This is a genomic window from Streptococcus suis YS56, from assembly GCF_000440115.1.
GTDB classification, from domain to species: Bacteria; Bacillota; Bacilli; order Lactobacillales; family Streptococcaceae; genus Streptococcus; species Streptococcus suis_L.
Map to the genome: position 1 here is coordinate 1 of NZ_ALMY01000035.1, position 12309 is coordinate 12309.

At 44.2% G+C, this 12309-nt stretch carries 12 protein-coding genes and 1 pseudogene; 8 read left to right on the forward strand and 5 right to left on the reverse strand.

Annotated features, from left to right (window positions below; all coding sequences use genetic code 11):
- Positions 1 to 814 (forward strand): G5 domain-containing protein (locus SST62_RS01000000111490; protein WP_032499344.1); only part of this gene is annotated, 814 nt, incomplete at its 5' end.
- Positions 815 to 1140: 326 nt separating this feature from the next.
- Here the strand turns inward: SST62_RS01000000111490 and SST62_RS0104805 are convergent.
- The 3 genes from SST62_RS0104805 to SST62_RS0104815 all read right to left on the reverse strand — a co-directional run bounded on the left by SST62_RS0104805 (position 1141) and on the right by SST62_RS0104815 (position 4829).
- Entirely contained in the window at positions 1141 to 3378 is a 2238-nt protein-coding gene (locus SST62_RS0104805) for a DNA internalization-related competence protein ComEC/Rec2 (protein WP_029186499.1), read from the reverse strand.
- Positions 3362 to 4015: a helix-hairpin-helix domain-containing protein gene (locus SST62_RS0104810; RefSeq protein WP_029186500.1), complete on the reverse strand. Its 654-nt coding sequence runs from the start codon at positions 4013 to 4015 to the stop codon at positions 3362 to 3364. Before SST62_RS0104810 ends, SST62_RS0104805 begins: the two co-directional genes overlap by 17 nt.
- Positions 4016 to 4082: 67 nt before the next feature.
- The gene (locus SST62_RS0104815) at positions 4083 to 4829 is read right to left on the reverse strand and encodes a lysophospholipid acyltransferase family protein (protein WP_029186501.1); all 747 of its coding nucleotides are present in this window, start codon (positions 4827 to 4829) and stop codon (positions 4083 to 4085) included.
- A gap of 208 nt (positions 4830 to 5037) precedes the next feature.
- Here SST62_RS0104815 and SST62_RS0104820 point away from each other — a divergent pair, with 208 nt between their 5' ends.
- The 6 genes from SST62_RS0104820 (at position 5038) to SST62_RS0104845 (ending at position 10813) form a co-directional block, all read left to right on the forward strand.
- Positions 5038 to 5319 carry a hypothetical protein gene (locus tag SST62_RS0104820; RefSeq protein WP_029186502.1) on the forward strand — a complete coding sequence of 94 codons (282 nt, stop codon included), beginning with the start codon at positions 5038 to 5040 and terminating at the stop codon, positions 5317 to 5319.
- Positions 5320 to 5451: 132 nt separating this feature from the next.
- Positions 5452 to 6897, forward strand: coding sequence for a UDP-N-acetylmuramoyl-L-alanyl-D-glutamate--L-lysine ligase (locus tag SST62_RS0104825; RefSeq protein ID WP_029186503.1), 1446 nt, complete (start codon positions 5452 to 5454; stop codon positions 6895 to 6897).
- 151 nt (positions 6898 to 7048) lie between these two features.
- On the forward strand, positions 7049 to 7834 hold the full coding sequence (locus SST62_RS0104830) for an ABC transporter ATP-binding protein (protein WP_024385481.1): 786 nt from the start codon (positions 7049 to 7051) through the stop codon (positions 7832 to 7834).
- Between the two features lie 12 nt (positions 7835 to 7846).
- Positions 7847 to 8776, forward strand: coding sequence for an ABC transporter substrate-binding protein (locus SST62_RS0104835; protein ID WP_029186504.1), 930 nt, complete (start codon positions 7847 to 7849; stop codon positions 8774 to 8776).
- Between the two features lie 13 nt (positions 8777 to 8789).
- Complete coding sequence (locus SST62_RS0104840) at positions 8790 to 9815, forward strand: FecCD family ABC transporter permease (protein ID WP_029186505.1); 1026 nt, start codon at positions 8790 to 8792, stop codon at positions 9813 to 9815.
- Positions 9812 to 10813, forward strand: coding sequence for a FecCD family ABC transporter permease (locus SST62_RS0104845; RefSeq protein WP_029186506.1), 1002 nt, complete (start codon positions 9812 to 9814; stop codon positions 10811 to 10813). Before SST62_RS0104840 ends, SST62_RS0104845 begins: the two co-directional genes overlap by 4 nt.
- A gap of 18 nt (positions 10814 to 10831) precedes the next feature.
- On the opposite strand, the gene SST62_RS0104850 is transcribed toward SST62_RS0104845, so the two are convergent.
- Both SST62_RS0104850 and SST62_RS0104855 read right to left on the reverse strand, forming a co-directional pair.
- Positions 10832 to 11311 carry a glutathione peroxidase gene (locus SST62_RS0104850; protein ID WP_029942597.1) on the reverse strand — a complete coding sequence of 160 codons (480 nt, stop codon included), beginning with the start codon at positions 11309 to 11311 and terminating at the stop codon, positions 10832 to 10834.
- 13 nt (positions 11312 to 11324) lie between these two features.
- The gene (locus tag SST62_RS0104855; protein ID WP_029186508.1) at positions 11325 to 12041 is read right to left on the reverse strand and encodes a pseudouridine synthase; all 717 of its coding nucleotides are present in this window, start codon (positions 12039 to 12041) and stop codon (positions 11325 to 11327) included.
- 131 nt (positions 12042 to 12172) lie between these two features.
- Between SST62_RS0104855 and SST62_RS1000000112095 the strand changes: the two are divergent.
- Positions 12173 to 12309 (forward strand): annotated as a pseudogene (locus SST62_RS1000000112095) (glutathione S-transferase family protein); the annotation flags it as partial.

Genomic DNA, 12309 nt, shown 5'->3' on the forward strand with positions numbered 1-12309 from the left:
ACCAGTTGTTGTAACCAACGTCTTGAAATACAAGACAACTACCGTAGAAGACCCTGAATTGCCAAAAGGACACATAGAGACCGTCACTCAAGGGAAAGAAGGCAAGGAAACCATCACTACGACCTACACACTGGATACCAAAACTGGAAACATTACTGCGAACACCGTAACGGAAACAATCGAACCAGTTGAGCATGTCGTGAAAATCGGAACTTTAGAAATAAAAGTTCCCGAAACTGCTCCTGAACAACACATAAAACCTGAACTCAAATGGAGTACAACAATCATACCAATTCCTTTCCAAACGAAATACATCGTGGATAATCAGTTGAAACAGGGAGAAGAAATTATCCTTGTACAAGGAAAAGACGGTCAACGACAAATTATTGCTCTCATAAATGGAGCGGTCGTTGGAAGAAACAATGAAGAAATTATTTCTGATACCATCCTCCTTGAGCCGATTGAACAAGTTATCAAAATCGGAAGTCGCAGTACCGATAACCTCCCAAACAAGGAAGAAAAACCAGATACTCCAAATCTTGTACCGATTTTGCCACCAACATTGCCAACTAATGAAGCAATCCCTACTCCAATGAAGCTCGCAGAGACACCAAAATCGATAGAATATCTGTCGAATAGACAACATGATGCTATCGTTTCTCCGAGCCAGCTTCAACAAACCAATGGCGCACTATTACCAAAAACTGGTGAGCAAAAAGAAAACTTCCTATCTAGATTGGGATACATTTTCCTAGTATCTTTAGGACTTGGTTGGGCTATCTTGCCTCTTCTCAAAACTAAAAAGGAAAAGTAAATAATATATACTCCCCCAAAAAAGTTAGATATTTCTATCTAACTTTTGGGGTGATTCAATATAAGATTACTTCTCAGAAGCGATCAACTCCTTCTGAAGGGACTTTTGGGAAATCAACCAAATCTATCCTGAGAGACTGTAATGTCGTCTTCTCACCTCCTCTCCAAAGAACTTTGTGGAGATAAGAAACGAGTACCAACTAGAATAAACTACATACATGAATAACTTGCTAAAAAGCTGAGGCTATCCAACTCCCCTAATGGGCACTATAATTTCTGCAGTGGGTAAATCAACCAGAGAGATTATAGGGCCCTTTTTTAAAACCATCACTCCCTCACCGTCTCAATCGTCCACTCCTTCCAACCTCGGAAGCGAATGGCTCCTTGCTGGTCGGTACGATAGACTTGGATATTTCGACTGTCAAAGCGGTCCAAGGTTTCTTGATGGGGATGCTTGTAGCGGTTATTTTCTCCTGCTGATACCAGGGCAATCTTGGCACCGATATGGTCTAGAAATTCAGGATAGGAAGAACCTTTGGAGCCGTGGTGACCAGCTTTAAGGACATCGACAGGCAGGTTGGGATAGGCTTCTATCAAGTCCAACTCCCCTTGCTCCAAGTCCCCTGTAAAGAGGAAATTGGTTTCCAACAAGCGACCGTAAAGGACAATAGAATCATTATTCCCACCGTCGCCTGTCCCGTCTGGATAGAGGACTTCCAGATAGGAGTCAAAAATCGGCAAGCGGTCGCCCACCGCCACCACATGAACAGGGACATTGATTTCTTTCAAGGCGGCTACAAAGTCAGGCACCGTCAGGCTTCCTGGCGACACGTAAATCCGACCAATCTGGACCTGCTTCGCCACTTCCAACACATCGCCCACATGGTCTGCGTCGGTATGGGTCAGGACCAAGCTATCAATCCTATCCACGCCCCGACTATGCAGATATGGAATCAAGGTCCGCTCTGCATTTGCCTGCCGAGACCGCTCCTGCCACTCCTCCTTAGCCGCAAAATCGACCCGACCACCCACATCTATCAGGACCGTCCGCCCCCGCATATCCCGCAAAAAGATGCTGTCCCCCTGCCCGATGTCCACCACCGTCACCTCGTTTTCCAGCGGGTGTTTGGTTATGAAAAATAGCAGAGCGAGGACCAAGCTCAGTCCTAGGAGCCAGTTTTTCTTCCTGTGGAAATCGTAAAGCAAGAAGAGGCAGACCAGCAAAAGTAAGAGGACCAGACCAGACGGCTTGCCCAGTATCCAAGGCCGAAAGCCCAAATCCTCCACCCAGACAATGATGTTTTCCATAAAGACAAAAAATCCGTTGACCCAAGTCATCTTGACCAGAGGCGACAGGAGAAAAATGACTGACAAACCTGGCAAGAGCAGGACATCAAAGATAAAGGAAAAGGCAAATGTCAGGAGAATAGACAAGGGTTGAAAGGCATAGAAATAGGTCATGAGCACAGGTAGAATCCCAAGTGAAATACTGAGACTCTCCACCGCAACCTTTTTGACCTGCCCCAAGTCCTCAAAATTAAAGACAGTCAGCAAGAAAGCATAGGTAAAAGTCAGCACTCCTCCTGCTGTCAGTAAAAATCGGGGCAGTATCAACAGACAGACAAAAACTGTCACCGCAAAGTTATCCAACTTCCGCAAGCCCAGATTACCCAGAATTTTTTGGACCAAGGACCGTACAACCGACACGGAAAAACCTGTCAAACCAGCATAAACAATGGAAAAGAGAATTTGTAACTTATCCACTGTTTCTTTGGTCAAGCCCAAACGCAGTAAAATCCAGCGAAACTTATCGATGAAAAATCCAACTTGCATACCAGACAGGGCAAAGAGATGAATGATTCCTAAACTAGAATAGAGATCACTTATCTGGTCAAACTCACTATCCAAGTCCCCAAACAAGAGCCCTGTCATGTAGTGGCTCATGGGAGCTGGAAAATTGGTTTTGATATAGACCAAGGCCTGCCTCCGCCAGCTTGACAGCCAGTCAAAAACATTCCAAGACCGGACAGGAACAATCTTCTTAATCGCTGTTAGCTTGACATTCCGATAGATACCCTGTGTTTTCAGATAGGCCCGATAGTCAAAGCCGTTGAAATTCCGCTGACCAGCTGGCAGGCTGACCTCTGCTTCCACTTCTAGCTGGACCAGACCTGTCAACTTTTGAAAATAAGCCTGCTCCTCCTGACTGGCTAATTTGTAGAAAACCTGATAGGTTTGTCCGTCAGCCCGACCACGAAAAGACAAGCTATCGCCATTGATGTCTATGGTATCTGGAATGACCTGCACAGTCGTCACTTGCTCTGGGGCTGACTGGGCTGCCCGCTCCCATTGGACCTTCTGGCATACGTAAAACAGACCACACAGGGCTAGAAGCGGCAGCGTTTTGAGGAAAACTGTCTTGCCTTGCCGAATCCCAAAGACCAGCAACAACAAACTCAGCAGGCCCATTGTCAAGAGAGAAAAAGAATGGACTACAAAGTAGGTCGCCACCGCCAAGATGGCTAGGTGAATGGGCTGGCAGGGGAGCTTACTCAACCGTGACATAAGGTCGGATGCTTTCCATGGTCTTGTTGCCGATGCCTGAAACGTTGTTGAGGTCGTCCACCGACTTGAAGCCACCATTGGCCTCACGATAGGCGATAATGTCCGCCGCCCGCTTGGCACCGATACCCGAAATAGTCTGCAGATCAGCCTCGGTCGCCGTATTGAGATTGACCTTACTTTCATTTCCTTCTTGGGACATAGCAGAGCTGGTAGTCGTGCTGGCCACCACCGAGATGTTTTCGTCCTTACTAGCCACATAGACCACCGCCTCGTCGCTGAGCTTCTGAGCTAGATTGATAGACTTGGGGTCTGCCTGACTAGTCAAGCCGCCAGCTGCCTCCACCGCATCATTGACCCGACTTCCTGCATCAAGGTAGTAAATGCCAGGCTCTGTCACCGCTCCTTTGACATCGACGACCAGCTGGCTGGGCTCTTCGCTTTCTTCTCTACTGGTTTCCTCAGTTTGCTCTTGACCACTAGAGGTTTTCTCGGTCTGAGGAAACTCCGTCAGTCCAGTCTGGTCAGCCGATTGGGCTGGCTGACTAAACCAGAGAAAACTCGCAACGACAACTGCTACTCCTGCCGGCAGACCCAGCTGCCACTTGTATTGTTTGATTGTTTCAATTACTTTTTCCATAACTACCTCCACTTAGATAATTCGGAAAAAGATAGAAAAAAACCCGCAAGCTGCGAGTTTCATTTACTTATTTTTTATCCAACTGAGTACTTGGTTGCCAGAAGAAGCTGGCGATATAGCTAAAGGCATAGGTCAATCCCAAGATAAGAACAACCAGCAAAAGAACTGGGATACGATAGAGATAAGTCAAGATATTTGGTTTCTTCTTGGTTTGGAAGGATGCCGCATGGTCATCTAAGCGTTTGAACTCAGCTTCGATTCGGCTAGTCACTTCTGCTGTACCTGCATCATCCATACGCTTGATGTCTGAAACATCGATAGGGTTTCCAAAAGCCACATCAATTCGCTCACCAGCTAAGAGCCCCTTGATGGTCATGGGACCCACATAGGTAGCTGGCATGAGTTTGACCTTGGCTGACTTGGCAATGACCGCCACACCACCTTTGAGCTCAGAGGAATGACGACTTCCTGAAGGAAACATGACCAGCGAACGGTCACTTTTTTTCAACATGTTAACTGGATACTTGATGGCTGCCATGCCAGGATTTTCACGGTCAATCGGAAAGGCTCCACATTTTGAAATCCACCAGCCAAAACCACGGTCCTTGAAGAGTTCTTTTTTAGCCATAAAGATGAACTGCTTGGGAGCAGCAGCGTAGCCAAGAAAGACTGGATCCCAAAAGGTTTTGTGCGGAGCGATAAGAATATAATTTTCCTCCTGTGGCAAAATCTTTTCTCTATCATGATAGTGAATATTGCCATTGATGGCCCACAACAAGAATGTTAATAGTGTTCGTAGATAAGAATAAAACATAAACTTCTCCTTTTTCAATCCCTCCTATTATAGCACAAAATTGCTTCAGGAAGAAATGTCACTTTCTTTCGACCTAAGTATAATCTTGAGGAAAACTGGAAGTCGGCTTTGGTAATCGCTTTCACATTTATTTTTGCTCTCTTTATTTTATGGAGATAATCTTAGCTAGATATGCTATACTATTGATAAATAGGAGGAGGTTACAAAAATGAAAACTCTATTAACGAACTTACGTCCCCGTTTCAATCGTGAATGGTACAAAAATGAAAACACCTATACTACTTTTATTTTTACCTTCTTTTTATTCCGTCCTCAAGGAATTTGGGCTTTCTATCCAGAAACATGGATACGAAGCCTTTTGGTCATTCTCTTACTAATTTCGCTCTATCTTGGCTTCTTCACCAAGATTGGACAAAAGCAGACATTACTTTCCTTGGTCTTGTCTGTCCTATTTTTTGTAGTCTTACTCATTATATTCTATTGGAATTAAATCTATGTTCAGGCGTATCTTGATTGGATATTGGTTAGAATTTTTGCATAAAGGCTTGCCCTCTCCTGATTTTCCGAGAGGGTTTTCTTGTCCTGACTTGTCAAATGTCCCTGATAGGTTTACAATAGAAACATGATAAAAATTGAACGTATAGTAGACATCTTAAAAGCGGATGACAACTTCCGCCATATCAAACAAAATAACCAGACTGACAGCACGTGGACGGATGTCCAGTTTGATGCCCTCAGCTATGACAGCCGGACTGTTAGCCCAACGACCCTCTTTTTTGCCAAGGGTTTGGCCTTTAAGAAGGAATTTCTGGAAAAGGCTATTGAGGCTGGGCTGGCTTTTTACGTGTCTGAAATCGACTATGAGGTCGGCATTCCTGCTATCATCGTCCATGACATCAAGCAGGCTATGAGCCTGATTGCCATGGATTTTCATGGTCATCCCCAGAAACAGCTCAAACTTCTGGCCTTCACCGGTACCAAAGGTAAGACAACGGCGGCTTATTTTGCTTTTAACATCCTTAAACAGAGCAAGAAACCTGCCATGCTTTCGACCATGAACACCACGCTGGACGGCAAGACCTTCTTCAAGTCCACCCTGACCACGCCTGAGAGTCTGGACCTCTTTGCCATGATGGCGGAGGCGGTCAAGAACGGCATGACCCACTTGATTATGGAGGTGTCCAGCCAGGCTTACTTGGTCAAGCGAGTTTATGGACTGACCTTTGACGTCGGCGTCTTCCTCAACATCAGCCCCGACCACATCGGCCCCATTGAGCACCCGACTTTTGAGGACTATTTCTACCACAAACGGCTTTTGATGGACAATAGCAGAGCGGTTATTGTCAATGCTGGCATGGACCATTTTGAAGTGGTGAAAGAGCAAGTCATCTCTAAAGACCATGACTTCTATGGACCGACTTCTGAAAACCAGATTAGTCAGTCAGCAGGTTTTGATTTCACAGCGACCGGCAAATTGGCTGGCCATTACGACATCCAACTCATCGGTGGCTTCAACCAAGAAAATGCTATCGCAGCAGGGCTGGCCTGTCTACGTTTGGGTGCAAGTCTGGAAGATATTCACACAGGGATTGCCCAAACCAATGTCCCAGGCCGTATGGAAGTCCTGACCCAGCAAAACGGTGCCAAGGTATTCGTGGACTACGCCCATAACGGAGATAGTGTCAAGAAACTGATTGATGTCGTCTTGGAGCACCAGACAGGCAAGGTGATTTTGATTCTGGGAGCTCCTGGCAACAAGGGAGAAAGTCGCCGCAAGGACTTCGGTCTGCTGCTCAATGACTATCCACAGGTTGAGGTGATTCTGACAGCTGATGACCCCAACCGTGAAGATCCAGCTGCTATCGCTGAACAAGTCCGTGCCCACATGACCCGTCCAAGCGACTTTATCTTGGACCGGGAAGAAGCCATTCGCACAGCCATGAGTCAGACAAACTCTCCGAAAGATGCGGTCATCATCGCAGGCAAGGGGGCTGACGCCTACCAGATTGTCAATGGCGAAAAGGCCGCCTACGACGGCGACTTAGAAGTAGCAAAACAATATTTGTAACATAGGGTCCTTGTTCACAGACAAGGACTTTTTTATAACGATTCTCATTAAATTAAAATTTTCAGAAAACTCTTTGTTTTGGTAAATTTTTTTGATATAATACTGGTCGGAACAAAATATTAATGAATCATATTCTGGAAAGGAGGAGTTTGTGTCTTCTATTCAAGCGGAAAATATCCAAGTCTCTTACGACAATCGGATTATTATTGATGAATTATCAACAAGTATTCCAAAAGGAAATATAACGACGATCATTGGTGCCAATGGCTGTGGAAAATCGACCTTGCTTAAGGCGTTGACAAGGATTATCCCTGTTCAAGAAGGGGCTATCTATTTAGATGGACAAGCCATTTCACAACTGCCAACCAAAGAAGTCGCAAAAAAATTGGCCCTGCTCCCTCAGGTCTTAGAAGCGACTGAAGGGATTTCCGTCTATGAACTAGTCTCCTATGGTCGCTTTCCGCATCAAAATGGGCTGGGGCATCTCACTGATCAGGATAGAGAGAAAATCAACTGGGCCTTGGAGGTCACTCAGACCGCTCCCTACGCTAGGTTACCAGTTGATGATTTATCAGGTGGTCAGAGGCAACGTGTGTGGATTGCGATGGCACTTGCTCAAGATACGGATACCATTTTCTTAGATGAACCAACAACCTATCTTGATCTCAATCATCAATTGGAAGTCTTAGAACTTTTAAAAGAACTGAATCAAAGCCGACAGAAAACCATTGTGATGGTCCTTCACGATGTCAATTTATCAGCTCGATTTTCAGATTATATGATTGCCATGAAAGAGGGAGATATTCGCTACCATGGGTCTGTGTCCAATATGATGACAACTGAGATACTGAGGGACATTTTTAGCATTGAACCTCAATTGATGCAGGTTGCTGGTCAAGATTACCCTATTTTGCTAACTTACGATTTAAAAAAATAATAAGGAGAAAAAATGAAAAAGTTTTTAGCTATTTTTAGTTTATTTGTCGGGCTGTTTTTCTTAACAGCTTGTTCTACCTCTTCCTCTTCAACAGATGTAGAATTGTCTAGCATGCCAAAGATTGAAGGAATTACTTACCACGGTGACATTCCAAAAAATCCTAAAAAAGTTGTCAACTTTGCTTACTCTTACACAGGCTATCTCTTACAATTAGGAATTGATGTATCTAGCTATAGTCTAGATTTAGAAAAAAATAGTCCTGCATTTGGAGACAAACTAAAGGATGTTCCACAATTGACAACGGCAGATACAGAAGCAATTGCCGCACAAAAACCAGATGTCATTCTAGTATTTGCTGGTGATGATAACTTAGAAACACTGAAAGAAATTGCTCCAGTTATTGAAATCACTTATGGAAAGAGTGACTACCTGAAAATGCTGACAGATGTTGGTCAGATTTTTGGAAAAGAAAAGGAAGCACAAGCCTGGTTAGATCAATGGGATGAGAAAGTTGCTACTGCGAAAGAGGAATTGAAAGGATTGATTGATACAAGTTCAACATTTACTGTCATGGACTTCTTCGATAAAAACATCTTCCTTTACGGTAACAACTTTGGTCGTGGCGGAGAATTAGTCTATCGCGCTCTCAGTTTTGCTGCTCCTGCAAAGGTTCAAGAAGACATTATCAGTAAAGAAGGCTGGTTTGGGGTATCTCAGGAAGCTCTTCCAGAATACGTTGGCGACTATGTGCTTGTTAACGTCAATGATAAAACAAAAGAAGCAGCTGCATCTCTCAAAGAAAGTGATATTTGGAAAAATCTACCTGCTGTAAAGAATGGTCACGTCATCGAGGTAGACTACAACCTCTTCTACTTCTCCGACCCGATGTCTTTAGATTTACAAATTGACGCCTTTGTCTCAGAAATTCAAAAACTTCAGTAAAAGGACTGGATATATGAACAAACTAGTAAGTTCTCATTATCCCAAAACAAAGCCAAAGAATATTTGGCTTGTTTTTTTCATCATCTGTCTTTCTTTCATAGCTGGAGGCTATCTTAGTTTACGCTTTGGAGCTATTTCTTATAGCCACCAACAACTGATAGAAACCCTAAAGCATCCGCTGACAGATTCTTCCGTTCAGGATGTTATCATCGATTTGCGTTTACCTAGAATGGTAGCCGCCATCTTGGTAGGAGCTGCCATGGCTCAAGCTGGGGCAATGATGCAAGGAATTACACGCAATCCGATTGCTGATCCTGGCTTATTAGGAATCAATGTTGGCGCAGGACTTGCTCTCATTGTTGCCTATGCTCTATTCGGTGGTTTGCACTACAGTCAAATTTTATTAATATGTTTACTGGGCTCCTGTCTGGCAGCCGGTCTAGTCTTTGGTCTAGCTTATCAGGTACAAAAAGGCTACAATCAACTACGGTTAATTTTATCTGGTGCCATGGTAGCAAGTCTATTTTCTGCTATTGGTCAGGCTATTACTATCTACTTTGATTTATCAACTGCAGTGATTGGCTGGCAAGCAGGGGGATTGGTACAGGTAAACTGGAAGATGCTGGCCATCATCGCTCCTCTTATCATCATTGGCCTCATCCTTGCTCAACTCTTTTCACATCAGCTGACCATCCTGAGCCTCAACGAAACCGTTGCTAAAAATCTAGGGCAACGAACCTTACTGATGACCTTGATCTTGTTGGGAATTGTCCTTCTACTCTCAGCTTCTGCGGTAGCTCTTGTGGGCTCACTTTCTTTTGTCGGGCTCATTATTCCTCACTTTATCCGCATGTTTACAGGGAAAAATTACAAGCTACTCTTACCATTAACTGCCTTTGCAGGGGCTAGTTTCCTCATCTGGGTAGATTTGGTTTGCCGTTCTATCAATCCACCTGTTGAAACTCCCATTAGCGCAGTCATCAGTATCATTGGTCTCCCTTGCTTCCTATGGTTGATTAGAAAGGAGAAACACTTTTGATAAGACATCACAACTATCTAAAAATATTCACATTCCTACTAATCCTTTTATTTGTCATTTTCCTACTTTCCTTATCTATCGGCTATAGCAATTCATCCTTTTCAGATCTCATCGACATCATGAGTGGGCATGCCAGTTCATCGACTCTACTGATCATTGGGCGAATTCGCTTACCTAGAATAATCGCCTCCATTATCGGAGGGGCTTCTCTGGCTTTGGCGGGTTTGTTACTACAAACTTTGACCCGCAATCCTCTGGCAGATTCTGGAATATTAGGAACCAACGCTGGAGCTGGTCTTGTTGTGGCACTATTTGTCGGTCTCTCTTCAAAAATCAGCCCTGTCTTATTGAGTCTCATGCCTCTATTTGCTATGATGGGCGGTGGATTAACCATTTTTCTAGTTTACTGGATTGCACGTAAGAAGCTGTACGGCATCCATCCTGCACGCTTAATTATCACGGGAGTTGGAATTTCGAGCATGTTATCTGGTATCATGGTTAGCATCATCAGCCAATTAGATGACTTTAAGATGGAATACATTGTCCAGTGGCTCAGTGGTCGAGTAAATGGTGGAGATTGGAAAACTATCGCAATCTATACTCCTCTTCTTCTCTTGGTATGGCTGGCAACGTTTAGTCGAAGTCGCTCACTCAATATTATGAATCTAAACGACCAGACAGCCATGGCTTTGGGACTCCACTTACAGCGTGAAAGGCGGATTACCTTGGTATTGGCTACCGCCCTAGCCTCTCTTAGTGTCATTTTAGTTGGTAATATCACCTTCGTCGGTCTCATTGCTGGTCACATTGTGCGCAAATGGTTAGGAAATGACCATCGTGTCATCATTCCAGCTACTATGATAATAGGAAGCTTCATTCTACTTCTAGCGGATACCATAGGACGAGTACTACTTGTCGGAACAGGCATCCCAACCGGCATCATCGTCTCCCTTATCGGCGCCCCCTATTTTCTGTGGTTACTAAAACAAGAAGGCTAGATGACTCCAGCCTTCTTCTTACTTTTCCAAATAATGTTCTATGTCCTCTTTCAGTTTTAATGGACTAGTCGTTGGTAAATAGCGTTTGACCACGCGCCCCTGTCTATCCACCAAAAACTTGGTAAAATTCCACTCAATTCGACCTCCTAATAAGGTCGATTTTTCTTTCTTAAGATAGCGATATAGCGGACTAGCTCCTACACCGTTCACTTCAATTTTTGCAAAGCGAGGAAAGGTTGTTCCATAAGTCAAACTACAGGTCTGATTGATGTCTTCCACAGAACCGGGAGCCTGATTTAAAAATTGATTGCAAGGAAAATCTAGCACGACAAAACCTTTGTCTTTATAGCAATTATATAACTCCTGTAGTTCCTTGTATTGAGGTGCCAACCCACAACCTGGCGCCGTATTGACAATCAAAAGCACCTGTCCTTTATAATCAGCCATGGACTGGTCTGACCCATCTTGTTTTTGTACTGTAAAATTATAAATGCTCATTATATATCCTCCTCTAGTCAAAATAAGTGAATAAATGTTCCAATTCATTTGGAGTGAGTTGTCTGTATGCACCTCGTTCCAAATCCCCCAGTTCAAAACCTCCAAAGGAGATCCGCTTGAGATAAGTGACCTTGACACCATAGGCTAAAAACATCTTTTTGACCTGATGAAACTTGCCTTCTGCCAGCTTGATGGTCGCTCTGCTATGGTCTAAAGAAGCCTCCAAGACAGTCAAATCTGCGGGCTGGCAACGAGTGCCGTCCAAAAAGGTAACACCTGAAGCAAAAAATGTCGGGGCATCTGGACCCAAGGGGCCGTTGACCTCCACATAGTAGACCTTGTCCACATGGTGGCTGGGATGGAGCATACGATAACCGAGCGGACCATTGTTGGTAATGAGGACTAGGCCCTCGGTATCCCTGTCCAGGCGACCGACGGGGTAGAGACCTTCCCTACTGTCTTGCGAAGAAATCAAGTCGATGACTGTCTGATGCTCTTGGTCTGTCACAGCAGAAACGACTCCTGCTGGTTTGTTGAGTAAATAGTAGACCGAGCCTTTTAGCTCGATTTTTCGCCCTGCCACCTGAATCTCTTGGAGTTCTGGATCGACGATCTGACTGAGACTTTGAGCTGCTTGTCCGTTAATCTTGATTTGCTGGGCTTTAAAAAGTTTTTTAACTTGCTTGCGCGAGCCAACTTTGGCTTTCTCTAAACATTTGTCCAATCTCATATCTCTATTCTAGCATAAAACCTAGGTCTTGACTTTGATTGAAAAAAGACTATAATACTAATTAGTGATATGTATGCAAATGAAATCCAGTTTGCTTGGATTTCCTACTTTTTATAATAAAGGAGAACTTTATGGGACTTTTACAAGATGGCAAATGGGTAGATCAATGGTATGATACCAAGTCAACAGGTGGCAAGTTTGTCCGTACCGTAACACAATTTCGCAACTGGATTACACCCGATGGACAAGCAGGACCGGCAGGTGAGGG

Bases quoted from the DNA above. Each gene is read 5' to 3' on its own strand.
- SST62_RS0104805 (WP_029186499.1), bottom strand. From the start codon at position 3,378: ATGTCACGGTTGAGTAAGCTCCCCTGCCAGCCCATTCACCTAGCCATC.
- SST62_RS0104810 (WP_029186500.1), bottom strand. From the start codon at position 4,015: ATGGAAAAAGTAATTGAAACAATCAAACAATACAAGTGGCAGCTGGGT.
- SST62_RS0104815 (WP_029186501.1), bottom strand. From the start codon at position 4,829: ATGTTTTATTCTTATCTACGAACACTATTAACATTCTTGTTGTGGGCC.
- SST62_RS0104820 (WP_029186502.1), top strand. From the start codon at position 5,038: ATGAAAACTCTATTAACGAACTTACGTCCCCGTTTCAATCGTGAATGG.
- SST62_RS0104825 (WP_029186503.1), top strand. From the start codon at position 5,452: ATGATAAAAATTGAACGTATAGTAGACATCTTAAAAGCGGATGACAAC.
- SST62_RS0104835 (WP_029186504.1), top strand. From the start codon at position 7,847: ATGAAAAAGTTTTTAGCTATTTTTAGTTTATTTGTCGGGCTGTTTTTC.
- SST62_RS0104840 (WP_029186505.1), top strand. From the start codon at position 8,790: ATGAACAAACTAGTAAGTTCTCATTATCCCAAAACAAAGCCAAAGAAT.
- SST62_RS0104850 (WP_029942597.1), bottom strand. From the start codon at position 11,311: ATGAGCATTTATAATTTTACAGTACAAAAACAAGATGGGTCAGACCAG.
- SST62_RS0104855 (WP_029186508.1), bottom strand. From the start codon at position 12,041: ATGAGATTGGACAAATGTTTAGAGAAAGCCAAAGTTGGCTCGCGCAAG.